The 25,170-nt window shown below is 66.0% G+C and carries 24 protein-coding genes; 12 read left to right on the forward strand and 12 right to left on the reverse strand.

The genetic code is table 11. The features are described from left to right. Positions 1–73 precede the first annotated feature (73 nt). From HOP58_RS07300 to HOP58_RS07335, 8 genes are all read left to right on the forward strand, one after another. Positions 74–1,033 (forward strand): LysR family transcriptional regulator, encoded by a 960-nt coding sequence (locus tag HOP58_RS07300; protein ID WP_234259967.1) that lies wholly within the window; start codon positions 74–76, stop codon positions 1,031–1,033. Between the two features lie 196 nt (positions 1,034–1,229). After that, on the forward strand, positions 1,230–1,778 hold the full coding sequence (locus tag HOP58_RS07305) for a TRAP transporter small permease subunit (RefSeq protein ID WP_234254436.1): 549 nt from the start codon (positions 1,230–1,232) through the stop codon (positions 1,776–1,778). Continuing rightward, complete coding sequence (locus HOP58_RS07310; protein ID WP_234254437.1) at positions 1,775–3,097, forward strand: TRAP transporter large permease subunit; 1,323 nt, start codon at positions 1,775–1,777, stop codon at positions 3,095–3,097. The genes HOP58_RS07305 and HOP58_RS07310 overlap by 4 nt, the downstream gene beginning before the upstream one ends. Before the next feature lie 98 nt (positions 3,098–3,195). Next, positions 3,196–4,251 carry a twin-arginine translocation signal domain-containing protein gene (locus HOP58_RS07315; RefSeq protein WP_234254438.1) on the forward strand — a complete coding sequence of 352 codons (1,056 nt, stop codon included), beginning with the start codon at positions 3,196–3,198 and terminating at the stop codon, positions 4,249–4,251. Positions 4,252–4,343: 92 nt separating this feature from the next. Further along, a complete protein-coding gene (locus tag HOP58_RS07320; protein WP_234254439.1) occupies positions 4,344–5,723 on the forward strand; it encodes a glutamine synthetase in 1,380 nt (459 codons plus the stop codon). A 164-nt stretch (positions 5,724–5,887) separates the two neighbouring features. Beyond that, positions 5,888–7,273, forward strand: a complete 1,386-nt coding sequence (locus tag HOP58_RS07325) for an aldehyde dehydrogenase family protein (RefSeq protein WP_234254440.1) — start codon at positions 5,888–5,890, stop codon at positions 7,271–7,273. Between the two features lie 19 nt (positions 7,274–7,292). Further along, positions 7,293–8,474 carry an iron-containing alcohol dehydrogenase gene (locus tag HOP58_RS07330; protein WP_234259968.1) on the forward strand — a complete coding sequence of 394 codons (1,182 nt, stop codon included), beginning with the start codon at positions 7,293–7,295 and terminating at the stop codon, positions 8,472–8,474. A gap of 104 nt (positions 8,475–8,578) precedes the next feature. Further along, positions 8,579–9,298, forward strand: a complete 720-nt coding sequence (locus HOP58_RS07335) for a GMP synthase (RefSeq protein ID WP_010626884.1) — start codon at positions 8,579–8,581, stop codon at positions 9,296–9,298. Positions 9,299–9,314: 16 nt separating this feature from the next. Here HOP58_RS07335 and HOP58_RS07340 read toward each other — a convergent pair whose 3' ends face one another. Then, positions 9,315–10,565, reverse strand: coding sequence for an FAD-dependent oxidoreductase (locus HOP58_RS07340; RefSeq protein WP_026037931.1), 1,251 nt, complete (start codon positions 10,563–10,565; stop codon positions 9,315–9,317). 8 nt (positions 10,566–10,573) lie between these two features. After that, positions 10,574–12,832, reverse strand: a complete 2,259-nt coding sequence (locus HOP58_RS07345) for a heavy metal translocating P-type ATPase (RefSeq protein WP_234259969.1) — start codon at positions 12,830–12,832, stop codon at positions 10,574–10,576. Between the two features lie 111 nt (positions 12,833–12,943). Here HOP58_RS07345 and cadR point away from each other — a divergent pair, with 111 nt between their 5' ends. Further along, complete coding sequence (cadR, locus tag HOP58_RS07350; protein ID WP_234254442.1) at positions 12,944–13,399, forward strand: Cd(II)/Pb(II)-responsive transcriptional regulator; 456 nt, start codon at positions 12,944–12,946, stop codon at positions 13,397–13,399. Positions 13,400–13,412: 13 nt separating this feature from the next. Next, positions 13,413–14,030: a C39 family peptidase gene (locus HOP58_RS07355; RefSeq protein ID WP_234254443.1), complete on the forward strand. Its 618-nt coding sequence runs from the start codon at positions 13,413–13,415 to the stop codon at positions 14,028–14,030. Here HOP58_RS07355 and iadA read toward each other — a convergent pair. From iadA to HOP58_RS07395, 8 genes are all read right to left on the reverse strand, one after another. Beyond that, positions 14,027–15,175 carry a beta-aspartyl-peptidase gene (gene iadA, locus HOP58_RS07360; RefSeq protein ID WP_234254444.1) on the reverse strand — a complete coding sequence of 383 codons (1,149 nt, stop codon included), beginning with the start codon at positions 15,173–15,175 and terminating at the stop codon, positions 14,027–14,029. The genes HOP58_RS07355 and iadA overlap by 4 nt on opposite strands. A 63-nt stretch (positions 15,176–15,238) precedes the next feature. After that, the gene (locus HOP58_RS07365; protein WP_234259970.1) at positions 15,239–16,024 is read right to left on the reverse strand and encodes a transporter substrate-binding domain-containing protein; all 786 of its coding nucleotides are present in this window, start codon (positions 16,022–16,024) and stop codon (positions 15,239–15,241) included. A 391-nt stretch (positions 16,025–16,415) separates the two neighbouring features. Then, a complete protein-coding gene (locus HOP58_RS07370) occupies positions 16,416–17,183 on the reverse strand; it encodes a transporter substrate-binding domain-containing protein (RefSeq protein WP_010626889.1) in 768 nt (255 codons plus the stop codon). Between the two features lie 78 nt (positions 17,184–17,261). Further along, positions 17,262–18,029 (reverse strand): transporter substrate-binding domain-containing protein, encoded by a 768-nt coding sequence (locus HOP58_RS07375; RefSeq protein ID WP_234259971.1) that lies wholly within the window; start codon positions 18,027–18,029, stop codon positions 17,262–17,264. A 121-nt stretch (positions 18,030–18,150) separates the two neighbouring features. Beyond that, positions 18,151–18,882 (reverse strand): ABC transporter permease, encoded by a 732-nt coding sequence (locus tag HOP58_RS07380; protein WP_234254448.1) that lies wholly within the window; start codon positions 18,880–18,882, stop codon positions 18,151–18,153. Between the two features lies 1 nt (position 18,883). Then, positions 18,884–19,585, reverse strand: a complete 702-nt coding sequence (locus HOP58_RS07385) for an ABC transporter permease (protein WP_234254449.1) — start codon at positions 19,583–19,585, stop codon at positions 18,884–18,886. 10 nt (positions 19,586–19,595) lie between these two features. Next, entirely contained in the window at positions 19,596–20,366 is a 771-nt protein-coding gene (locus tag HOP58_RS07390) for an ATP-binding cassette domain-containing protein (protein ID WP_234259972.1), read from the reverse strand. A gap of 239 nt (positions 20,367–20,605) precedes the next feature. Next, entirely contained in the window at positions 20,606–21,592 is a 987-nt protein-coding gene (locus tag HOP58_RS07395) for a succinylglutamate desuccinylase (RefSeq protein WP_010626894.1), read from the reverse strand. Between the two features lie 191 nt (positions 21,593–21,783). On the opposite strand from HOP58_RS07395, the gene HOP58_RS07400 reads away from it, so the two are divergent. Both HOP58_RS07400 and wrbA read left to right on the forward strand, forming a co-directional pair. Next, positions 21,784–22,674 (forward strand): class I SAM-dependent methyltransferase, encoded by an 891-nt coding sequence (locus tag HOP58_RS07400; RefSeq protein WP_010626895.1) that lies wholly within the window; start codon positions 21,784–21,786, stop codon positions 22,672–22,674. Between the two features lie 118 nt (positions 22,675–22,792). After that, on the forward strand, positions 22,793–23,389 hold the full coding sequence (wrbA, locus tag HOP58_RS07405) for an NAD(P)H:quinone oxidoreductase (RefSeq protein ID WP_010626896.1): 597 nt from the start codon (positions 22,793–22,795) through the stop codon (positions 23,387–23,389). A 154-nt stretch (positions 23,390–23,543) separates the two neighbouring features. On the opposite strand, the gene HOP58_RS07410 is transcribed toward wrbA, so the two are convergent. Both HOP58_RS07410 and HOP58_RS07415 read right to left on the reverse strand, forming a co-directional pair. Continuing rightward, the gene (locus HOP58_RS07410) at positions 23,544–24,545 is read right to left on the reverse strand and encodes a PRC-barrel domain-containing protein (protein ID WP_234259973.1); all 1,002 of its coding nucleotides are present in this window, start codon (positions 24,543–24,545) and stop codon (positions 23,544–23,546) included. A gap of 269 nt (positions 24,546–24,814) precedes the next feature. Next, positions 24,815–25,162: a DUF5368 family protein gene (locus tag HOP58_RS07415; protein WP_234259974.1), complete on the reverse strand. Its 348-nt coding sequence runs from the start codon at positions 25,160–25,162 to the stop codon at positions 24,815–24,817. Positions 25,163–25,170 lie beyond the last annotated feature (8 nt).

The raw sequence follows: 25,170 nt of genomic DNA on the forward strand, positions 1-25,170 counted from the left end.
AACAATCCCCTGTGACCGAGTCGCACCGGCAGAGTTCCACTGGAAACAGGGCAATGCACGGAGAATCAAGGCAATGCGCAGCGGCTTCGGTTTCGATCTTCGCAGCATGGAGATCTTCGTCGAGACCCTGGAGCAGGGCAGCCAGAGTGCGGCGGCTCGGCGGCTGGGGCTCAAGCAGTCCTCGGTATCGCAGAGTCTGGCCAATCTGGAGGAGAGCATGGGCGTGTCGCTGTTCAAGCGCCACACCCGCCCCCTCGAGCCGACCAGCGCAGGGCGCTTCTTCTACGACCGTGCCAAGCGCCTGCTCGACGAGGCACGCACCACCCGCCGCGAACTGGTCAGCGGCGGTTTCGGTCAGCTGCATCAGGTGCGTCTGGCACTGGTCGACTCGCTGGCCACCGCCGTGGGCCAGCCCCTGATCGAACTGATCCGCCGCTACACCCGCGACTATACCCTGACCACGGGGTTGTCGCACATGCACGGCCACTCCCTGCTCACGCGCCATGTGGATATCATCATTTCCGATGACCGCCTGGAGAACTACGATGGCCTGGAGCGCCACGCCCTGCTGCGCGAGCCCTTCGTGCTGGTGGTGCCGCTCAGTTGGAGCGGCCCGCTGGACAACCTGCGCTGGCTGGCCCGTCATCTGGACTTCGTGCGCTATACGCCGCAGTCGCTGATCGGACAGGCCATCGAGCGTCATCTGCGCCTTAATCAGCTGGAGCTGCCGGCCCGGCTGCATCTCGACAACACCTTCGCCGTGCTGCGCCTGGTCAGTGCCGGCGCGGGCTGGACCATCACCACGCCGCTGTGTCTCTATCAGGCCGGACTCGACAGCCTGCAGGTCACCGTGGCGCCGCTACCGCTGGCGCCGCTGACCCGGGAACTGACCCTGGTGGCGAGGCGCGACGAGCTGGGTGAGCTGCCAGCGCTGCTGGCCCGCGACAGCCGTCGCCTGTTGGAGCAGCGTTTCCGTACCCAACTGGAGCGGGTGCTGCCCTGGCTGGCGCCCGAGGTTTCCGTCCAGCCCTAAGTGCACAAATGCCTGCGTGAGCGAATCGCTGCGTTGCGTCGAACGCGTGCATCGGCCGTCGCGTCTGCTGCGTCACGGGGCACTATCGATTTTACCCATAGTGCCGTCGTCCCGATTGCCGATGCTCTTTGCGCCTTTTCGTTACATGCGCAAAGACTGCATCGATACGGGACGAAACCAGGATCGGTGCCGGACGATGCCAAGAACAATAATGCTCTACGTGCGCTGGGTGGATGCGTTCAACCGGGTGGTGGGACGCATCGTCATGTTCATGATCTTCGTGATGATCGGTGTGCTGCTCTACGCCTCGGTGGCACGTACCGCCTTCAACAGCCCGCTGATCTGGAGCATCGAGGTCTCGCAGTTCCTGATGTCCTCCTACTACCTGTTGGGCGGCGCCTACGCCATGCAGATGGGCGCCCACGTGCGCATGGACCTGTTCTACTCACGCTGGTCCGACCGCACTCGCGCCTGGGTCGATGCACTTACCATCATGCTGCTCATCGTCTTTCTCGGTGCGCTGCTGTTTGGCGGCATTTCCAGCACCGAGTACGCCCTGCGCTACGGCGAGAAGAGCTACTCCGCCTGGGCGCCACGGCTGGCGCCGATCAAGATCGTGATGACCTTCGGCGTGTTCCTCATGCTGCTGCAGAGCGTCTCGACCCTGTTCAAGGACATCGCCCGTGCGCGCGGCGTCCCCCTGGACCGAACGTATGGTGCCGTGGAGAAAGGGGCGGGCGAATGAGCTACGAGATGATCGCTCTGCTGATGTTCTCCACCATGATGCTGCTGCTGCTCACCGGGCAGCGGGTGTTCGGCGTGATCGGTTTCGTCGGCGCCACCGCGGCGCTGCTGCTGTGGGGTCAGGGTGGGGTGGAGATGCCGTTCAGCGCCGCCATTCAGCTGATGAACTGGTACCCGCTGCTGACCCTGCCACTGTTCATCTACATGGGCTACATGCTCTCCGAGTCGGGCATCGCCGGCGAACTCTACGAGATGTTCCACGTCTGGATGGGCTCGCTCAAGGGCGGTCTTGCCGTGGGTACCATCGGGCTGATGGTGGTGGTCTCGGCGATGAATGGCCTGAGCGTGGCGGGCATGGCCATCGGCGCCACCATCGCCCTGCCGGAGCTACTGCGGCGGGGCTATGACAAGGTGATGGTCACCGGGGTGATCCAGGCCGGCAGCTCCTTGGGCATACTGGTGCCGCCCAGCGTGGTGCTGGTGCTCTACGGCATGATCGCGCGCCAGCCGGTCAGCCAGCTATGGCTGGCCGGGGCCATTCCGGGGCTTATCCTCGCCGGGCTGTTCGTACTCTATATCGTCATTCGCTGTCACCTGCAGCCGCATCTGGGGCCGGCGCTGCCCGCCGAGGAGCGCCAGATGAGCCTGGGCGAGAAGCTCAAGCTGCTGCGCGCCGGCATCCTGCCGCTGCTGATCTTCTTCTTCATGACCGGGCTGTTCTTGATGGGCGTGACCAGCCTGGTGGAGAGCTCGGCGGTGGGGGCGGTGTCGGCAACCCTGGCGGCGCTGATCAAGCGCCGCCTCACCTGGAAGGTGATCGAGAGCACCGTGCGCAAGACCCTGGGCATCAGCTGCATGTTCATGTGGATCATCCTGGCGGCGCTCTGCTTCGGCGCGGTGTTCGACGGCCTGGGCGCGGTGCGCGCCATCGAGAACGTCTTCCTCGACCGGGTCGGCATGAGCCCGTGGCAGATACTGGTGATGATGCAGCTCTCCTACATCCTGCTCGGCATGTTCCTCGACGACACCGCCATGCTGGTGATCGTGGCGCCGCTCTACGTGCCGCTGGTGATCAGTCTCGGCTTCGACCCCATCTGGTACGGCGTGCTCTACACCATCACCGTGCAGATCGCCTACATGACCCCGCCGTTCGGCTACAACCTGTTCCTGATGCGCGCCATGGCGCCGCCGGAGGTGTCGCTCGGCGACATCTACCGCAGCGTCTGGCCCTTCGTCGGCATCATGCTGATCGGGCTGGCGCTGATCACCATCTTCCCGCAGCTGGCGCTGTGGCTGCCGCATCTTTATCGCGGCTACTGACCCTGGAGGTGAACCCGGCACGACGAACGAGCAGTGCGTTTCTTCCCACGATTTCTTCCCGCAGTTTCCACAACAAGCAGAAAAGCAGGAGAAGAGAGATGACCAACCGTCGCGATTTCCTAAAGAAGGCGGGCCTGGCCACCGCCGCCACCGTAGGGGCCTCGACCCTTGCGGCGCCCTACGTGCATGCCCAGCGCCGGCCGATCCGCTGGCGCCTGCAGACCTATGCCGGCCCGGCGCTGGCCGCCCACGTGATCAAGCCCTCCATCGACGCCTTCAACAAGGCCGCCAACGGCGAGATGGAAATCGAGCTCTACTATGCCGACCAGCTGGTGCCCACCGGCGAGCTGTTCCGCGCCATGCAGCGCGGCACCATCGATGCCGTGCAGAGCGACGACGACTCGATCAACGCCCCGGTGGACGTCTCGGTGTTCGGCGGCTACTTCCCCTTCGCCTCGCGCTACAGCCTCGACGTGCCGGCGCTGTTCCATCACTACGGGCTCAAGGAGATCTGGGAGGAGGCCTACGGCGAGATCCCCGGGGTCACCTGGCTCGGCTCCGGCGCCTGGGACCCCTGCAACTTCGTCACCCGCGACCCGATCCGCAGCCTCGAGGACCTGCGCGGCAAGCGCGTGTTCACCTTCCCCACCGCGGGGCGCTTCCTCAGCCGCTTCGGCGTGGTGCCGGTGACTCTGCCGTGGGAGGACATCGAGGTCGCCATGCAGACCCGCGAGCTCGACGGCATCGCCTGGGCCGGCATCACCGAGGCCTACACCGTGGGCTGGGCCGACGTCAGCAACTACTACCTGACCAACAACATCTCCGGCGCCTGGGCCGGCTCCTACTTCGCCAACACCGATCGCTGGAACGAGGTGCCCGAGCATCTGCAGACCCTGTTCAAGCTGTGCATGGACAGCTCCCACTACTACCGCCAGCACTGGTACTGGTGGGGCGAGGCCCACTACCGCACCACCGGCGGCAAGCTGGAGCTGACCTCGATACCGGAATCGGAGTGGCAGCAGTTGGAGGACGAGGCGCTGGCCTTCTGGGACGAGATCGCTCAGGAGAGCGAGCGCAGCGCCCGGGTGGTGCAGATCCTCAAGGATTATCGTCAGACCATGCAGCAGGCGGGCCCGCCTTACCGCTATGGTTGAGGGTAGGGGGCGGGTGCCCTGGTGCCCGCCCCGCCTGAAGTACCGAAGCAACGAGCGATAACGACAACGACAAGAGGCGTGAGGAAGCCAAGATGAGCCGACTCCAGGCAAGAGACGTAAGAAACGCCGACGACGCCCGGCGTATCGTCGAGCAGCGCGGGCTGAGCCACGTCAAGGTAGGCATGTTCGACATCGACGGCGTGATGGTCGGCAAGTACATGCGCCGCGACAAGTTCTTCCACGCCCTGAGCGAAGGCTTCGCCTTCTGCGACGTGGTGCTGGGCTGGGACAGCAAGGACGAGCTCTACGACAACGTGAAGTACACCGGCTGGCACACTGGCTACCCCGACGCCGCGCTGCGGCTGATTCCCGAGAGCTGCCGCGAGCTGCCCTGTGAGGGCGACATGCTGCTGTTCCTGGCCGAGTTCATCGGCCCGGCCGGGGAGATCTGCCCCCGCGGGCTGCTGCGCCGGGTGCTGGCCAAGGCCGAGGAGATGGGCTTTACCGCCTGCGGCGCGCTGGAGTACGAGTTCTTCCTGTTCCACGAGACCCCCGAGTCGGTGCGCGAGAAGGGCTTTCGCAACCTCAAGCCCTTCACGCCGGACATGATGGGCTACTCGATGCTCAGAAGCTCGGTGCACGGCGAGCTCTACCACGAGCTGCTGGCCATGGCCGAAGCGATGGACTTCCCCATCGAGGGGCTGCACACCGAGACCGGCCCCGGCGTGCTGGAGGCGGCGATCCGCGTCGACGAGGCGTTGGCCGCCGGCGACAAGGGCGCGCTGTTCAAGACCTTCACCAAGGTGTGGGCGCAGCGACGCGGGTTGATGGCCACCTTCATGGCCAAGTGGTCGCCGGACTACCCCGGCCAGAGCGGCCACATCCACCTCTCGCTGAATCGCACCGACAGCGGCGAATCGGCCTTCTTCGATGCCGACAAGCCCCATGGCATGAGCGACATCCAGCGCCACTTCGTCGCCGGCCAGCAGCAGCTGATGCCGGAATTCCTGGCCATGTTCGCCCCCACGGTGAACAGCTACACCCGCCTGATCCCCGGCTTCTGGGCGCCCACCGATGCCACCTGGGGGGTGGAGAACCGCACCACCGCACTGCGGGTGATTCCCGGCAGTGCCAAGTCGCAGCGGGTCGAATACCGCCTGGGCAGCGCTGACGCCAACCCTTACCTGGCGCTGGCCGCGGCGATCGGCTCGGGCCTCTACGGCATCGAGCACCAGCTCGAGCCCGACGAGATGGTGACCGGCAACTCCTACGAGCTGGCTCACCCAGAGCATCAGGCGCTGTCGCGCACGCTGTGGGAGGCCGCCCAGCGCTTGAAGGCTTCCGACGCGGCGCGCAGCCTGTTCGGCGATGCCTTCGTCGAGCACTTCGCGGCCACCCGTGAATGGGAAGAGCGCCAGTTCCGTCGCCATATTACCGATTGGGAGTTAGACCGCTATTTCGAAATCATATGAGGTTGGGCCGGCTGCACGACGCCAGCACTGCGTTGGAGCGCCTCGAAATCTGCTCATTGGCTACAGCCAACTCCGCGATTTCTCGTTGCTCCGCCTTGTTCTGACGCCGTTCGCTCGGCCCCGAAAGGGTTGATGAAACGGATTTGATAGCAGGAGTACGCCAAGTGGGCATACAGAAGACGATTTCTCCGGTCGACGGCTCCGTCTACGTCGAGCGGGAGCTGGCCGATCCGGCACGGGTCGAGGCGGTACTGGAGCGGGCGGTAACGGCGCAGCAGCCCTGGCGCGAGACGAGCCTCGCCGAGCGCGCGCGGCTGTGTTCGAGGATGGTCGATGCCTTCGTCGCCCGGCGCGACGAGCTGGCGCTGGAGCTGACCTGGCAGATGGGCCGGCCGATTGCCGTGGCCGGCGGCGAGATCGGCGGCTTCGAGGACCGGGCGCGCAGCATGATCGCCATGGCTGAGGAGGCCCTGGCGCCGATCCGCCTGGCCGACAGGCCGGGCTTCACCCGCTACATCACCCGCGAGCCGCTGGGGGTGTCGTTCATCGTCGCGCCCTGGAACTTCCCCTTCATGACCGCGGTGAATGCCGTGGTGCCGGCGATCATGGCCGGCAACACAGTGATCCTCAAGCACTCCGCCCAGACCCCGCTGTGCGCCGAGCGCATCCAGCAGGCCTTCGACGAGGCCGGGCTGCCGGCGGGTGTGTTCCAGCACTTGCACCTTTCCCATGATGCCGCCGAGGCGGTGATTCGCGACGCCCGCATCGCCCACGTCTCCTTCACCGGCTCGGTGGCCGGCGGGGCGATGGTCGAGCGCAACGCCGCCGGGCGCTTCATCGCCACCGGCCTGGAGCTAGGCGGCAAGGACCCGGCCTACCTCCGCGCCGATGTCAACCTGGACGAGGCGGTGCCCGGGGTGATGGACGGCGCCTTCTTCAACTCGGGGCAGAGCTGCTGCGGCATCGAGCGCATCTACGTGCACTCCTCGATCTACGACGACTTCGTCGAGCGCGCGGTGGCCTGGGTGCGCCAGCTGCGACTCGGCAATCCCTCTGACCCCGACACCACCCTGGGGCCGCTGGTGCGTCCGGCGGCGGCGGACTTCGTGCGCGGCCAGATCGAGGAGGCGGTGGCCGCCGGCGCCAGGGCCTGGATCGACCCTGGCGACTATCCGCTGTCGCGGCCGGGCAGCGCCTACCTGGCGCCGCAGGTGCTGACCGAGGTCGATCATTCGATGCGGGTGATGCATGAAGAGAGCTTCGGTCCGGTGGTCGGCATCATGCCGGTGGCGGACGACGACGAGGCCGTGCGGCTGATGAACGACAGCGACTTCGGCCTCACCGCGGCGGTCTACACCCGCGACCTGGCGACAGGCGAGGCCATTGCCCGGCGTCTGCAGGCCGGCACCGTCTTCACCAACCGCTGCGACTACCTCGATCCGGAGCTAGCCTGGACCGGCGTCAAGCGGTCGGGGCGCGGCTGTTCGCTGTCCCGTGTCGGCTACGAGACGCTGACTCGACCCAAGTCGTTCCACCTCAAACACGCCTGAGCCGGCCCAGGAGAACGCCATGAACCACAATATCGATCACTTCACCATGGGCTGGAACTACCCCTCGAACATCCTCACCGGGGCCGGGCGCATCCGCGACCTGCCCGCGACGTGCAAGGCGCTGGGCATGGGCGCGCCGCTGCTGGTCACCGACCCCGGCCTGGCAGCGCTGCCGATGGTGCAGGCCTGCGTGCAGGCGTGCCAGGATGCCGGCCTGCGCACCGCCGTGTTCAGCCAGATCAAGGGCAACCCCACCGGGCGCAACGTGCTCGACGGCATCGATGCCTTCCGCAACGGCAGTCACGACGGCGTGATCGCCTTCGGCGGCGGCTCGGGGCTGGATGCCGCCAAGGCGGTGGCGCTGATGGCCAACCAGCGCGAGGGGCTGTCGCTGTGGTCGTTGGAGGATATCGGCGACAACTGGAAGAACGCCGACCCCCGAGCCATCGCCCCCGTCGTTGCCGTGCCCACCACCGCCGGTACCGGCTCCGAGGTGGGGCGCGCCTCGGTGATCACCGACGAGGCGGAGCACGTCAAGCGCATCATCTTCCACCCCGGCATGGTACCGGCCACGGTGATCCTCGACCCCGAGCTCAGCGTAGGGCTGCCGCCGGCGGTCACCGCCGCCACCGGCATGGATGCACTGTCGCACTGCATGGAGGCGTGGTGTTCGCCGCTCTATCACCCCATGGCCGAGGGCATCGCGGTGGAGGGCATGCGCCGTATCGACCTCTACCTGCAGCGCGCCTACAGCGATGGCAGCGACCTCGAGGCGCGCATGAACATGCTGGTCGCCTCCAGCATGGGCGCCACCGCCTTCCAGCGCGGCCTGGGCGCCATGCACGCCCTGGCGCATCCGCTCGGGGCGCTCTACGACGCCCATCACGGCACCTTGAATGCGGTACTGATGCCCTACGTGCTGCGCGCCAATGAGCGGGCCATCGGCGAGCCCATGGTGCGCCTGGGGCGCTATCTCAATCTGGATCAGCCGGGTACGGCAGCGGTGATCGAGTGGGTGCTCGGCCTGCGCCAGCGGCTCGGCATCCCGCACACCCTGGCGGAGCTCGGCATCGATACGCGCCAGGCCGACAAGGTAGGGCGCATGGCGGTGGCAGACCCATCGTCGGGTACCAACCCGGTCGCCTTCGACGCCGACGAGTATCGGGGCATCTTCGTTGCTGCCGTGGAGGGCCGACTGTAGGCTGCGTCCTGAACGCCTTCGGGCGAAGCCCAAGAGATTCGTCTGGCAGTGCCGCGGCCCCAGGCCGGGCCGCCAGGGACGGTGACATGACAGGAGAGTGATCGATGCGCATCGGGTTACTGCAGTGCGATGACGTGGCGCCGGAGCTGCGCGAGGCCCACGGCAACTACCCGGAGATGTTCGCGGCCCTGTTCCAGCGGGTCGATCCCACGCTCGAGTTTCGCGTCTGGCGCTGCCTGGACGGCGAAATCCCCGACGATATCGATGCCGTGGATGCCTGGATGACCACCGGTTCCAAGCATGGCGTCAACGACGGGCTGGCCTGGGTCGATGTGCTGTGCGACTTCGTCCGCGAGCTGTGGCGGGCCGGCAAGCCGCTGGTGGGCATCTGCTTCGGTCATCAGCTGATGGCCAAGGCGCTGGGCGGCGAGGTGGTCAAGAGCGAGCGGGGCTGGGGCGTGGGCATGTCGTTCAACCGCGTCACCACGCGGGCGTCGTGGATGGAACCATGGCAGGCGGGCATCGACCTGCTGGTCAGCCATCAAGACCAGGTCGAGGTCCTGCCACCCGAGGCCACCATCGTGGGCGGCAGCGACTTCTGCCCCCACTACCTGATGCAGATCGGCGAGCACTTCCTCGGCGTGCAGGGTCACCCCGAATTCACCAAGGCCTATTCCCGCGACCTGATGGCGCTGCGCCGAGAGCTGGTGGGCGACGAGCGGGTGAGCGAGGGAGAAACGTCGCTGGCCGCTCCGGTGGACGATACGCTGATGGCGCGCTGGATATTGAACTTTCTGCGCCGCGCAATAGAGGAGCGGGGCTGAGAACGAATGGCCTGATTCAGCGAAAACGCCCGGCGCTGCAGGCGGCCAACCAGCCGGGCGCTTCGCCTTTGAGGCTGGCTGCCAGCAGCCTTCCGGTGGTGGCGGCCAGGGTCAGCCCCAGGTGGCCGTGGCCGAAGGCATAGCTCACGCCGGGCAGGGCTGACGCGGGGCCGATCACCGGCAGCGAGTCGGGCAGCGAAGGGCGCAGGCCCAGCCAGGCGTGGCTCGGCTCGCCGAGGGGGCCGAACAAGCTCTCTGCGTGACGGCGAATGTAGTCGAGCCGTCGGGGATTGATCGGGTCGTCGTTGTGACCCAGCTCCACGGTGCCGGCGATGCGCAGGCGGCCCTGCATCGGGGTGAGATAGAAGGCATACTCCCCGGGACTACAGGGTCGGCTGACCAGCTCCCTGGCAGTGCGGAACTCCAAGTGATAGCCGCGCTCGGAGATCAGCGGGATGCGGTCGCCGGCGGCCAGCGCCAGCGGTCGCGACCAGGTGCCCGCGGCGACGACCACCTTCTCGGCCTGCCAGGAGCCCTGATCGGTAGCGACGTCGATACGGCCAGCGCGGGATTCGAGCCCCAGTGCCTTGGTGCGTACCAAGTTTACGCCGCGGCGTTGCAGGCGTTCGGCCAGCCGCTGGGCCAGCGTCAGCGGGTCGCTGACATGGCAGGCGTCGGGAAACAGGATGCCGCCCTGGGCACGGCCCGCGAGGGCCGGTTCCAGCTCCGCCAGGGCCCTGGCGTCGAGGCGTTGCTGGGTGATGCCGAAGCGCTCGCGTTCGGCGAGCTCGGCCTGGGCCTCGCGCCAGCCCTTGGCGCTGAGATAGAAGCACAGGCTGCCCCGCTGCTGCAAAAGGGTGCCGTTGTCTTCCAGATCGTCGAAGATGGCCAGCCAGTCATTTACCGAAGGCGTCAGCAGCTCACTCAGGATCTGGGTGGCTTGGGCGGCACTGCGTCGGTTGGCGCGCTGCATGAAGCGCCACAGCCATGGGGCGAGCCCGGGCAGGTGTCGCCAGCGCAGGTGAAAGGGCGAGTGCGGCGATAGCAGAAGCCCCGGGGCCTGCCGCCAGATGGCGGGCTGGGCCAGTGGCTCGATGGCGAAGTTGGCCATGAGTCCGGCATTGCCGTAGGAGGCGGCGGAGCCCGGCGGCTCGGGGTCCAGCAGGGTGACCTCGAAGCCTCGCCGCTGCAGGTGCCAGGCGCAGGCCAGGCCGACGATACCTGCGCCGATGACCAATACCTCGGCGTGTTGCGATGACTCCCTCATGACAGCCCTCAGTGCAGCGTGTTGCCCGCGGTGGTCTCATCATGCCTGAGTTCACGCTGCGGCTTGTCAACGCCTGGCCGCCTGCCATGGCGCAACAGGCGCAGGCCGTTGGCTACTACGATCAGGCTGGCGCCCATATCGGCGAATACCGCCATCCACAGGGTGGCGTGGCCGGTGAAGGCGAGCACCATGAACACCGCCTTGAGGCCCAGGGCGATGGCAATGTTCTGCATCAGCACCCTGTGCGTATCCCGCGAGAGGCACAGGAAGTCGGCCAGGCGGCGCGGGTCGTCGTCCATCAGTGCCACGTCGGCGGTCTCGATGGCGGCATCGCTGCCCAGCGCACCCATGGCGAAGCCGATGTCGGCACGGGCCAGCGCCGGGGCGTCGTTGATGCCATCGCCCACCATGCCCACCGGCCCCTGCTGAGCACGCGCTTCGATCATTGCCAGCTTGTCCTCCGGCAGCAGGGCGCCGTGGGCCTCGTCGATGCCGGCCTGGGCCGCCACCGCCGCCACGCTGGCCGGGGTATCGCCGCTGAGCATCAGCGTGGTCACGCCCAGCCGGTGCAGCGCCTCGATGGCCTCGCGGCTCTCTTCACGCAGCGGGTCGCCGACGGCGAACAGCGCCAGCGGACGCGCCTCTTCCCCGAGGATCACCAGTGTCTCGCCGCGGGCCTCGTGTTCGGCGAGGTGCGCGTCGAGGGGTTCGTCCAGCGCGGCGAACTGCTGCATCAGGCGGCGGTTGCCGAGCCATAGCGTACGTCCGTCGTGGCTTGCCACCACGCCGCGGCCGGGCAGCTCGCGCACGTCGCTGACTTCCAGCGGTGTGATGCCATCGGCCTCAGCAGCGCGGGCCAGGGCCGCCGATACCGGATGCGAGGAGCGCCCGGCGAGGCCTGCTGCCAGCGCTCGCAGGCGCTCTCGGGCGATCATGTCCAGCGCGCCTTCGAGCGGGTGCCAAGCCCGCTGTGAGGGGCGTCCCTGGGTCAGGGTGCCGGTCTTGTCGAAGGCGATGGCGACCAGGCGATGGCCCTGCTCCAGGAAGTTGCCGCCTTTGACCAGGATGCCCGCGCGGGCGGCGGCAGCCAGACCGCTGACCACGGTGACCGGGGTGGAGATCACCAGTGCGCAGGGGCAGGCGATCACCAGCAGCACCAGGGCGCGGTAGATGCCGTCGAACCAGCTGATGCCGAACAGCCACGGCCAGGTGAGCCCTACCAGCAGGGCGACGGCGAATACCGCCGGGGTATAGACGGCGGCGAAGCGGTCGATGAAGCGCTGGGTAGGGGCGCGGCTGGCCTGGGCCTGCTCCACGGTGTGGATGATGCGTGCCAGGGTAGTGTCGCTTGCCGAACGCGTCGTGTGGTAGAGAAACTCGCTGCCCTGGTTGACGCTGCCGGCGAACACGGTCGCGCCGGGGGCCTTGTCCACCGGCAGGCTCTCACCGGTGATGGGCGATTCGTCCAGCGCCGGGTGGCCCTCGGTCACGCTGCCGTCCAGCGCCAGGCGCTCGCCGGGGCGCACCCGCACCAGGCTGCCTACGGCGACTTCGCTGGCTGCCACGCTGAGAAAGCTCCCGTCGGCCTGGCGCACACTGGCGCTCTCCGGGGCCAGCGTGAGCAGCTCGCGAATGGCGTTGCGCGCCCGACCCAGCGAGCGCGCCTCGATGCGCTCGGCCAGGGTAAACAGCACCAGTACCATGGCCGCCTCGGCCCACTGGCCGATCAGCAGCGCGCCGGTTACCGCCACGCTCATCAGCGCATTGATGTTGAGCGTGCGGTGGCGCAGGGCGATGAAGCCTTTCTTCCAGGTCGGCAGGCCGACCAGGGCGATGGCCGTCAGCGCCAGTGCGGCGGCCAGCCACGGCTCGGCCAGTTCCAGCCAGTGACTGACTTCGGCAGCCAGGGCCAGCATCGCGGCGGCGCCCAGCTTCCACCAGTTCTCCGTGCTGCTGGCCGTCGGCGTGCGCTGGGCTGGATCGTGGCGCCGCGCGCTCATGCCGGTAGAGGCGATACGGCGCTCGATGGCCTCTACCGTGACATTGCGATGGTGCACCGTCAGCACGCGATTGACCAGATCGAAATCGAGCCGCTCGATGCCCGGCGTGTCACCCAGCGCCCGGCGCAGCAGCGCCTCTTCCGTGGGGCAGTCCATCGCTTCGATATGCAGGCGCAGCGACTGCGTGCCGGGCGGCAGCCGGTCGTTCTTCCGTGCGGCTGGCGCAACAGGCGCAGTGCAGCTCGAGCAGCAGGTGCGTTCGGTCATGGCAGGACTCCGTGTCATCGTATAGGCTGATGACACACCCTGTAGTAGCTACAGAGTCAAGTTAGGGGCGCCAATTTCTCGAGTGTTTCCGAAGTACATGCGAGGCTTGGTATGAAAATCGGTGAGCTGGCCACCCGCATCGGCTGCGCGGTGGAAACCATCCGCTACTACGAGCGTGAGGGGCTGCTGCCCGAGCCCGCCCGCTCCAGCGGCAACTATCGCCTCTATGCGGAGCCCCATGCCGAGCGGCTGCGCTTCATTCGTCACTGTCGCACGCTGGACATGACGCTGGAGGAGATCCGCACCCTGCTCGACTATCACGACCGTCCGCGGCAGCCGTGCAACGCGGTGAACGGCTTGATCGACGAGCATCTGGCTCACGTCGAGGCGCGCATTGAGCAGCTTCAGGCGCTGCGTGAGGCTCTCGTCACCCTGCGCTCGCGCTGCAACGGCGAGACCGACTCCAGCCACTGCGGCATCCTCCAGGAGCTGGCCCAGCCGGTGGCGGAAAGGCTCGCCGAGTCATGTGAGCCGAGTCACGTACCGGGCCCCCACAAGGGCCATTGATCGAGAGACACCGATGTCGAATAGGGATGTTCCTGCGTACTACTCCCAATGGGCTTCCAGCGAGCGTATTCCCGACCTGCTGGCCGGACGCCTGCACGCTGCCGACGATCCCCGCTGGGCCGAGTCCGGTGCACCCAGCGCTGAAGCGTACGCGCGCTGGGCCTCGCACATCTGTGGCATGGCCTGCACCAAGATGCTGCTCGAGGAGCTGTGTGGAGAGCGGGCGACCCTGTTCGAGCTGCTCGAAAGATGCCGGGAGGTCGGCGGTTACGTGGTTTCGCAGGCGAGCATCAAGGGCCTTTACTACCGGCCCCTGGTGCAACTGCTGAGGGAGCGTCACGCGCTGCAGGCCGAGGTCGTGGAGCACGTCGAGGCCGAGCGGTTGGCCGGATGGTTGGACGAGGGGCATCGCGTCATCGCCTCGGTGCACCCATCGATTCGCACCCCCGAGCAGGACCCGCCGCAGCGGGGCGGCCACCTGGTCTATCTCTTCGGCCGCGACGAGAGCGGGCGTCTGCGCTTCCACAATCCCTCCGGTTTGCCCGGAGCGAATCAGGCGGACGCCCGCCTCGCGCCAGCGGTGTTCGAGCGTTTCTTCGCCGGACGCGGAATCCTGATACGGCGCGGCTAGCCGCGTCGATACACCCGCCGGCCCAAGGCCCACACCTCGTCGATGGCCCACTCGCCATCGCTCAATACCAGCAGGTCGGCGTCACGGCCGGGCTCGAGGCGTCCCTTGGCGGTGAGCTTGAGGGCGTCGGCGGCGTGAGTGCTGGCGGCACCGACGGCATGCTCCAGCGGCACGCCGTGCTTCTCGATGCATTCGCCGACGACCTCGAACAGGCTGGCGAGGCGGCCGGGTTCGAGCCCGATGAAGCGGCGCTCGGCGTCGAAGCGCGGCAGCGAGGCATTGGCGTCGGAGGAGAGTGTGATACGTGACGGCTCGACGCGGGCCTCCAGGGCACGGGCCACGGCCTCGGCGGCGGGCACTTCGCCCCCGGCCAGCAGCTCTGCAGTGGTGCTGGTGGTGAAGTCGATGCGCCCGCCTTCACGGGCGAAGCGCAGGCCGTCCTCGAACAGCGCCGGGGTACGGTTAATGTGGGTCGGCAGGAACTGGGCGAGCGGAATGGCGCTGTGGCGGGCTGCCCCGCGCAGCGGCTCCAGGTGCGTTGGAGCATCGCCGGTATGGATGAAGACGATGCCCGACTTGCCCGCCAGCATGCCGGCGGTGCGGGCTTCTGAGGCCAGGCGCGCCAGTTCGAAGGCGGAGGGCTGCGAGCCGCGATGATCGCTGATCGCCACCTCGCCCACGCCGATGAATTCGGGAATGAACAAGATGTCGCTGCCCACCGAGCCGGTCAGTGTCACCGGCGGCAGCTGATAGGAGCCGGTATAGCAGTAGGTGGTGAGACCGCCGGCGGCCAGCTCGCGGGCCTTGCCCAGCAGGTTGGCCGGCGTGCGGGTCAGGGCGTCGGTGCCCAGCGCGCCGACCAGGGTGGTGACGCCGGATGCCAGCGCGTCCTCGAGGGTCAGCTCGGCGGTGCGCGTGCCGAAGCCGCCCTCGCCGCCGCCGCCGATGAAGTGTACCAGCGGGTCGACCAGGCCGGGGATGACCCGACGCCCCGCCAGATCGATCTCCTCGATGGCGGGGCCGGCGGCAGGCAGTGGCTGGTCGGCCGGCACCACGGCGGCGATGCGTGTGTCGGCGATCAGCAGATGGCAGAGCCCCAGGCTGCGTGGCGCATGCAGCTGGGCATTCTTCAGCAGGGTCAGCATTCCGGCTCCTCGTGAAGGCGAACGCCGGCAGCAGCCGGCGTTCGCGGAGAATGACGCTATGGGTTACAGCTTGATGTCGTAGTTGAAGTAGCGCTCCATGATCTCATCATAGGTGCCGTTTTCCTTGAGCGCGGCCAGCGCCTCGTTAAAGCGCTCGGCCAAGGCCTCGTCGCGCTGACGGAAGGCCACGCCCACACCCTTGCCGAAGATGTGCTCGGGCTCCTTGATGAAGCCGCTGATGCGCTTGAAATGGCTGCCCGAGGTGTCGATGCCCATGGTGTTTTCCGCCACCGGGTAGTCCATGAAGGTGAGGTCGAGACGACCGGCACGCATGTCGGTGACGACGTCGTCGGCGCTGGTATAGCGACGGATCTCCACCAGATCGCCGTAGAGTTCGCTGACATAATTGTCCTGCAGCGTGGCGCGCTGCACGCCGACCACCAGCCCCGCGAGGCTATCGCGGTCCTCGATGTCGATGTCGCGATCACGCGTGGTGATCCAGGCGCTCGGGGTGGTGTAGTAGGGCTCGGAGAAGAGCACGCGCTCGGCACGCTCCTCGGTGATGGCCATGGACGACATGATGGCATCGTAGTTACGGGCCATGAGCCCGGGAATGATGCCGTCCCAATCCTGCTCCACCCAGGTGCAGGTGACTTCCATGTACTCGCATACGGCGTTGCCCAGCTCGATCTCGAAGCCGGTCAGTTCACCGTCCGGCTGACGGTACATGAAGGGTTCGTAGGGTATGTCGACGCCCAGACGGATTTCGGAATAGTCGCGGGCCTGGGCGGTACCGGCGGTCAGGCCGGCCGCCAGAGTGGCAGCCAGAATCACGTTGAGAGCACGCATGAGGCTTCCTCCTGGGAAGGTGTTGTTTTTCACGAGTTTTGATTGCCGAAGACGGCAGGGTCGTCGCGCTTCAAGCGCGACAAGGCACACGAGCGTTGCCGTTCAGGCAAGGACGTGTCGATGGCACAAGCGTGCCGATGCAACCGGGAAGGCCGCGGGAAGGGGGCTTATTCGTCGAACCACTCGCTGAGGTAGAAGCTGTCGAAGTAACAGCAATAAACCTCAGACATGGGCTGTGGGAAGCAATCGATCATGGACGGTGTCCTGATGCGTTTCGTACAACATCGAATTTCCTGGATGTCGCGGGCCTTGTCAACCACCCGCCTCGACCGCTGCCGGCCAAGGCGGGGGAGCGGCGATCAACTCCGTGAAGATCGAGTCCTTGAAGATCCTAGTCCGTGAAATAGCGGTCGTGGATCTCGTCGTAAGTGCCGTCTTCCTTGAGCGCGGCCAGCGCCTCGTTGAAGCGTTCCGCCAAGGCTTCATCGCGGGGGCGGAAGGCGATCGCGATACCGTCGCCGAAATACTCGTAGGGCTCGCGAATCATCTCGCCGACCACGCGATACTCCCCCCGCTCGCTGTCGAGCAGGGTGGTCTTGCCCACCGGATAGTTGACGAAGACCAGGTCGAGACGGCCCGACTCCATGTCCAGCAGCATGTCGTCCACGCTCGAGTAGCGGCGTACAGAGGCCACGTCGCCGTAGAAGTCGGTGGCGTAGCTGTCCTGCAGGGTGCCGCGCTGGACGCCCAGGGTGCGCCCGGCCAGGCTCTCCTCCGAGGGCATCTCGATATCGGTATCGACGGGGCCGAACCACGCCGAGGGCGGCGTAAAGTACGCATCGGAGAACAACACCTGAGCGCGGCGCTCCTCGTTGATGGTCATCGAGGACATGATGGCGTCGTAGTTGCGCGCCATCAGCCCGGGAATGATGCCGTCCCACTGCTGCTCGATCCACTCGCAGGTGATACCCATCTGTTCGCACAAAGCATTACCCAGGTCGATGTCGAAGCCGGTCAACTCGCCAGCTGGGGTGCGGTACTGCATGGGCTCGTAGGGCACGTCGACGCCGAAGCGGACGTGATCGTAGCTGTCACGGGCATGTGCCTGGCCGAAAACCAGCACGATGCCGGCCAGCGAGGCAAGGAAAGCGTTCTTCATGACAATCCCTTGTTATTGTCTTGGTTGGAGGCGCCGCGCCCAGGGGCGCGGCGCACGAGCGCTGACGCTTCGCCGAGCTTACTCTTCGCCGAAATAGCGCTGGTAGATCTCGTCGTAGGTACCGTCTTCCTTCAGCGTGGCCAGGGCCTCGTTGAAGCGCTGGGCCAGAGCCTCGTCACGCGGACGGAAGGCGATGCCGAAGCCTTCGCCGAAGTACTCTTCCGGCTCGGTGACCATTTCGCCGACCACCTCGAACTCACCTCTGTGATTCTCGAGCAGGGTGGCCTGACCGACGATGAACTCGAGGAATACCAGGTCCAGACGCTGCGCCTGGAGGTCGAGCACCATGTCGTCGGCGGTGGAGTAGCGGCTGACGTTGGCTACGCGGCCGTAGTTGTCGGTGACGTAGCTGTCGAAGGTGGTGCCGCGCTGCACGCCAATGCTCTTGCCGGCTACGGTCTCTTCGTTGATCCCTTCGACATCGCTACCGGCGGGGGCGAACCAGGCACCCGGAATGGTGATGTAGGGATCGGAGAAGAGCAGGGTCTGGCGGCGCTCGTCATTGATGGTCATCGAGGACATGATGGCGTCGTAGTTGCGCGCCAGCAGGCCGGGGATGATGCCGTCCCACTCCTGCTCGATCCACTCGCAGGTGACGCCCATCTCGGCGCACAGGGCGTTGCCCAGGTCGATGTCGAAGCCGGTCAGCTCGCCGTCCGGCGTGCGGTATTCCATCGGCTCGTAGGGTACGTCGACGCCGAAGCGCACGTGATCGTAATCGCGGGCCTGGGCGGTACCGGCTGCGAGGGCCACACCCAGCAGGGATACTGTCAGCAGTTTTTTCATGTTTCGTTTCCCTTTGTTTTCGTTCGGCACCGTTTCGGTGACGTCGCGCCTGAATTTAGCGCAGCCACGCCGGGGTCGAAAGCCCCGGGGTGAGCTTTTTCCAACGCCTGTTTGACGTTGTTCAATTGCCGCTCTGGGGCTTGAGGTGTGCCAACAGCCTTTTCTCCAGATAGCGGAAGAAGTAGAGGATGGCGAAGGTCAGGCAGAGGTAGATCGCCGCCGCGAACAGGAAGGCCTCGAACGGCGCATAGAAGCGCGCATAGACGAAGCGTGCCGCGCCGGTGATGTCCATCAGCGTCACCACGCTGGCGATGGCGCTGGCATGCAGCATGAAGATCACCTCGTTGCCGTAGGCCGGCAGGGCGCGGCGGAAGGCGCTGGGCAGCACGATGCGCCGCATCATCAGCCCCTGCGACATGCCGTAGGCCTTGGCCGCTTCGATTTCGCCCCGCGGGGTGGCCTTGATCGCGCCGCGGAAGATCTCGGTGCTGTAGGCCGCCGTGTTGAGGGTGAAGGCGATCAGTGCCGGGTAGAAGGCCTCGCGCAGGAGCGGCCAGAGAAAGGTCTGCTGGATGCCGTCGAAGAACACCACGCCGTAGTAGATGATGTAGAGCTGGATCAGCAGCGGCGTGCCGCGGAACACATAGGTGTAGACGTAGATCGGCAGGCTGATCCAGCGACGGCTCGAGCTGCGCCCGATGGCCAGCGGTATCGCCAGCACCAAGCCGGCGACCAGCGACAGGAACACCAGTTGGGTGGTGAGCACCAGCCCGTCCCAGTAATAGCCGATGGTCTGCGGGGTGAAGATGCGGTTGCCGGCGAGCAGCTCGTTGAGCCAGGTCAGTTCTGTCATCTCAGTGCCCTCCGAAGCCGACGTTGTAGCGCTTCTGCAGTCGAGCGAACATCCACTCCGACACGCTGGCAATGAGCAGATAGGCGGCGGCCACCGGGATCAGGAAGGTGAACGGCTCGTGGGTGGCGCGGGAGGCTTCGGCGGCCACGCGCACCATGTCCGAGAGCCCGATCACCGAGACCAGCGCGGTGGTCTTGAGCAGTACCATCCAGTTGTTGGAGATGCCCGGCAGGGCGTGGCGCATCATCTGCGGGAAGCGGATGCGCCGGAACACCAGCCAGGGGCTCATGCCGTAGGCCTTGCCGGCCTCGATCTGGCCGTGCTCCACGGCCATGAAGGCGCCGCGGAAGGTCTCGCCCATGTAGGCGCCGAAGATGAAACCGATGGTGAGCACCCCGGCGGCGAAGGCGTTGAGGTTGATGTACCAGTCCACCCCGAAGCGGTCGTAGATGGCATCGGTGGCGACGTTGAGCGCCATCTGGCCGCCGAAGAACAGCAGCAGCATCAGAACCAGGTCGGGAACGCCACGAATCACTGTGGTGTAGAGCGTGGCCACCTTGTGCAGCAGCCAGTTGCGCGACATCTTGGCGCTGGCAGTGAGCAGTCCCAGTATCAGGGCGAGAATCAGCGACAGCACGGCGAGCTGGAGGGTGACGCCGGCACCTTCCAGCAGTCGCGGCCCGTAGCCATGTAGATCGATCATGCGGGAACCCTCAATACTTCGGCGCCAGGAACTGCTTGAGCCGGGGTGAGGTGGGATTGACCAGTACCTCCTGGGGCGGGCCGGCTTCTTCGACGAGCCCCTGGTGCAGGTAGATGACCTGACTGGAGACGTCGCGGGCGAAGCCCATCTCATGGGTCACCACCACCATGGTGCGGCCTTCCTCGGCCAGGTCGCGCATGACCTTGAGCACGTCGCCGACCAGTTCCGGATCCAGCGCCGAGGTGGGCTCGTCGAACAGCATCACTTCGGGATCCATGGCCAGCGCCCGGGCAATGGCACCGCGCTGTTGTTGGCCGCCCGACATCTGCGCTGGATAGGCATCCGCCCGAGCGGTCAGGCCGACCCTCTCGAGCAGGGCGCGGGCGTGCTCGATAGCCTCCCTCTTCGGCTTGCCGAGCACATGGATGGGGGCCTCGATGATGTTCTCCAGCAGGGTCATGTGCGACCACAGGTTGAAGCTCTGGAACACCATGGAAAGGCGGGCGCGCATGCGCACCACCTGCTTCCAGTCGGCGGGTTCGCGACCGTGTTTGGTGTGCTTGAAGCGGATCTCCTCACCGTGCACGATCAGGTCGCCCTCGTCGGGCTGCTCCAGCAGGTTCATGCAGCGCAGGAAGGTGCTCTTGCCGGAGCCGGAGGCTCCTATCAGGGTGATCACGTCGCCCTTGCGGGCCTCGAGGGAGAGGCCCTTGAGGACTTCGGTGTCGCCGAAGCGCTTCTTGATGTTGCGCACTTCGAGTGGAATCGGGGTATCGGCCATGGGACGGGCTCCAGGTCGGGACGGGTCGCCGGTGGCGACGGGCCGGTTCAATCGGGCAGGCACGAAAAAGGGGCGATTCTAACAGGCCTGAGGGCTTTGGGCAGAGGGAGGCAAAGCCCGCGTCATGCGACGATGGTCGAGGAAGTGAGACAAGGAAAGCATCAAAAGGCTCCTGATTATTGTTGTATCGCAAAAAATATTTCTGAAGCGTTTGGGGCTTGGGGTCTTTTTCCCTGTTGCTAGCCGGGCGGCGTGACAGGGCGGGCCAGCAGGGCGGCGCGGGCGCCGAGCTCCACCGCCGCGTTGGGGAAGACCACGCTCAGCGGTTCGTCCTGGACGATGCAAGGGCCGGCGCTGGCATCTTCGGCGAGCCGCGTGCCGGGAGCGAATTCGGTGAAGTTCGGCGTGTCGTCGGGAAAGCACAGGCGGAAGTCCTGTGACTGCCGCATCAGCTCATGGGCGACGCGGAAGAACGTCATACGTGTCGGGTCGGCGCCTCGCGGCTCGCGCCCTTCCAGCAGGGCTTCGAGAAGACGTGCCATGGGGGCCAGGGCAGCCAGATCGTTGTGGCCGAAGGGCAGGGCGCGCCCCAGCTCCAGGGTGAAGGCTTGGGCCTGATGGTAATGCTTGGAGTAGTGGGAAAAGGTCCAACTGTGCCGGTGCTGGTGCAGCACCGCCTGGATGCCGGCCTCAGCCAGCCAGCGCCACTGCTCGGGGCGGATCGGGGTATCGGCGAAGGGCTCGACCACGAAGCGCGGGAAGCGGCTGTCGCGGATCGCCGTGTGCAGGTCGTAGTGCAGTCGCTCGCGACCGGAATGACGGGCGTAGAAATCGTCCACGACGCTCATCAGCTGTCGGGCGCGGTCCGGCTCCATGCCGGTCTCGTCAAGATCGCGACGAAACAGGCGGTTGAGATTGGTGTTCACGTAGCGCTCAGCGCGGCGGATGGCCTCGAGATTGCCCAGGATCACCAGCACCGGGGCACCCAGCGGCAGCAGCCCCGCTTCGATGCGGGCCAGGCAGCTGCCGAGCAACTCGATGGGGGCCGTTTCGTTGCCGTGGATGCCCACCGAGAACACGCAGGCGCGCGCCGTCTCGCGGCATTCGGTAGGCGTCAGCTCGAGGATACCCGGTGCGAGAAGCGTATAGCGACCGCCGCGCAGGCGACCGCTGTGTGACGCGGGGCAGGCATTTTCGAGGCTGAGTTCGATCCATTCCGACAACATGCTGCGTCCAGGGCTGTGGGTCCTCGCTTACCTTCCTGCGGACGGGGCATTATCTCAAGCACGGGCGTCGGGCTAGTGAAAGCCCAGGTGCGATATTGAAAACGACTCCTGCGTGCCGACCTTTGCCCAATGTGGGCGCGGGCGGGCAGGGTCTAAGCTGCCTGAACCATTTTGACGGCGAGGAGCCAGCCATGCCAACTGCCCAGGGTAACGTTTCGTTCGGCCATGGCGGCCGTCTCGACGACCACTACGATGCGGCCAGCGCCAGCCAAGGCCACCCCCTGCAGGTGCGTCTGCGCGAGGCTTTCCTGGCTGCGGGGCGGGATCCCGAATGCCTGAGTGTCGACGACATCGCCGGTATCGATCAGCTGCATCTCGGTGGGCGCAGTGCCAGTCGCGCTCTGGCAGAGAGGGGGAAAATACAGGGCGGCGAGCGGGTGCTCGACGTCGGCTGCGGTACCGGTGGCGCCAGCCGTCTGCTGGCCGCCGAATACGACTGCGATGTGGTAGGCATCGATATCACTGCCGCCTTCGTCGAGGTGGCACGCTGGCTGAGCAGAGCCACCGGACTGGCCGGGCGCACCCGCTTCGTGTGTGGCGATGCCGCCAGCGTGCCGCTGACGACAAGCAGCATCGAGGTGGTGTGGTGTCAGCATGCGCTGATGAACATGCCCCAGGTGCCGCGGGTGCTGGCCGAGTGGCGGCGTTTGCTGATGCCCGGCGGGCGGGTGCTGCTGCACGAGGTGGTGGCCGGCGACAATTCCGAGCCGCTGGCGCTGCCCGTACCCTGGGCGCGCACTCCCGCCAACAGCCATCTGCGCAGCCGCGAGCAGCTGGAGCGGGCCCTGACCCTGGCGGGCTTCGAGCCGCTCGCCATCGAGGACGTGACGCAGGCCGCCCTGAGCTGGCGTGAGACCAGGGCCAAAGGCGAAAGCGGCACGCAGCAGACGGCCCGGGCGCTGCCGGGGCCGGCACTGATCTTCGGTGATGATTTTGCCATGATGGGGCGCAACCTGCGCGACAACCTGGCAGCCGGAAAGGTGCGCGTGCTGGCCGGTGTCTGGCAGCGCACCGGTCGATGAAATCGAACCTGACGTGCTAAAAGCTTTGCTTTTCTTCACCGCCCTGCCTTCTACCCTGACGATTGTCATCAGCTTGGCTGATGTCGTTTCCCTAGCGCTCATGTACAGGAGGTGAACGATGACCAAGGTACTCGTGCTCTACCATTCGATGTATGGCCATATCCACACCATGGCCCAAGCCGTCGCCGAGGGAGCCAGGCAGGTCGATGGCGTGGAGGTCGACGTCAAGCGCGTACCCGAAACCATGGACCCTGAAACCTTTGCCAAGGCGGGCGGCAAGACCTTCGACACGCCGGAGGCCACGCCCCAGGAACTGGCCGATTACGATGCGGTGATCTTCGGCACCCCGACCCGCTTCGGCAACATGACCGGGCAGATGCGCAACTTCCTCGACCAGACCGGAGGCCTGTGGGCCAAGGGGGCGCTGCGTGGCAAGGTGGGCAGCGTGTTCACCTCGACCGGCACCGGCGGCGGCAACGAAACCACCATTCTCACGTCGTGGACCACCCTGGCCCACCAGGGCATGCTGATTCTGCCGGTGGGCTACGGGCTCGAGTCGCAGTTCGACATCTCCAGCGTTCAGGGCGGCTCGCCCTACGGTGCCTCGACGCTAGCCGGGGCGGATGGCTCGCGCCAGCCCACCGAGCACGAACTGGAGCTTGCCAGGCTGCAGGGGCGCAGCGTTGCCCAAGTGGCGGCCAAGCTGGCCGCGTGAGATTGAGGCGGCCAAGCTGGCCGCATGAGATAGAGGCGGCCAAGCTGGCCGCGTGAGACTGGCCCTCAGCAGGCATTTAAAACGGTAACAAGAAGGCGCGGCCTGGGCCGCGCCTTATCGGTCTCGGCTCGGTGGCCGATGCCGGGCGATTGGATCAGTTCATGTTCTGATCGTCTTCCATCAGGCGCTCGTCACCGTCCAGCTCTTCGAGATTGTCCTGTTCGAAATCGTCGACGGAGCGCTCACCGCTCTGTGATTGCAGAATCAGCTCGCCTTCGGAGCGAATCTCCAGGTTTTCGATCGGGTAGGCCGCTTCGTCGCCGCCAAAGCCAAGGAAGCCGCCCTCGCTGACGATCACGTAGGTTTCGTTGCTTTGGGTGTCGCGCACCACTCGCTCGACGTCACCCACTTCATCGCCGTCCTGGGTAACGATGTCGCGACCTTCGAGATCGCTGACCTGCATGTCCATCTGCTGCTGACCGACCTGATCCTGTGCGGCCTGATCCTGGCCGTTCTGGTCGTCATCGAATATGCCGTCCTGGTCGCGCTCTTCCTCGGTGGCTTCGTCGTCCTGCTGGCGGATCTCGGCGCTGGCATCCTCGGCCTCCTCGACCTGAACGTCCGCTTCGCCTTCCTGCTCGACGGTCACATCCGGCTCGGCCTGATCGACTTCGACGTCGGGCTCGGGCTGCTCGATGGTCACATCGGGCGATTGCTGCTCGACGGTGACCTCAGGCGGCTCCTGCTCGACCTCGATCTCGGCCGGCTCCTGGTCGACCTCGACGTCGGTCTCGCCCGGACTGGCTTCTACCTGGGTATCCTCATCCAGACCGTCGTCATCATCGGTATCGTCGGCAGTGCCGATCTCCTCTTCCTCGTCCTCGAACTCTGTATTCTCGAACTTGTCGTTGTCGAATTCGTTGTCGTCAGCGTATGGCTGCTGGCCCTGACCATGGGGATCGAAGCCGGTCTCGCCCGGTTCGCCCGCCTGCTCTTCGTCGAACTGCTCCTGGCCCTGGGCGTCCTCATCAGTCATCTGCTGCGGTTCGCCCAAATGGTGCTGCGGATCCTCGTCCTGGACGTCCTGGGCAAGGACGCCGTGGCTGAGTCCGGTGCTCAGGGCGCCTACTGCAATGGCAATTGCTGTCCTTTTCATGCCGTGCCTCCTTTTGTTGCGCGTTGCCCTCTCGAGCTTGCACTCATCAGGCTAGACGAAGAATCTGCATGACTGGCCGTGGCTTACGATCGGAAACAAAATGTCAGGCAGACACTCACCGTGGAGAGGCTTTGTTTCTTTCCGGCTGAAACCCCGGCTGTGAACAAACCTCAACGACATTGGCGGGGATGGCCATACGGGCCATGCATAGCCAGGTGCGAGTGCAAGCCGGCCAGGGTACCGGCCGGCTTGGGGTGTACGAGGGTGGGTCAGGCGTGCCTTGCTGACCTGCTGCGCAGCAGATAACTGAGCGGATGCAGCAGCAGCCAGGCGACTGCGGCCAGGCCGGCCAGGGCGCCAATTAACGCAATCCAGTCGAATACGCTGGCAACATAAGCCAGCCGGGAGTGGGTGAAGAGCGGAATCCACCACAGCCCGGATAGTCCCGCTGCGATCGCGGCCAGATTGGCTGCCAGGCAACGGTAACCGAGAATGCGGTAGCCGCGCAGGTGGGCCAGCACCTGCACGGCTACCAGCAGCGCCACGCCGGCTGCCATCAGCCACAGGAAGGGGGCCAGGGCGTACCACAGAATGGTCAGAGCGCCAGTAATGGTCATGTCGATTC

Source organism: Halomonas sp. MCCC 1A11062 (genome assembly GCF_021404355.1).
GTDB classification, from domain to species: Bacteria; Pseudomonadota; Gammaproteobacteria; order Pseudomonadales; family Halomonadaceae; genus Halomonas; species Halomonas aerodenitrificans.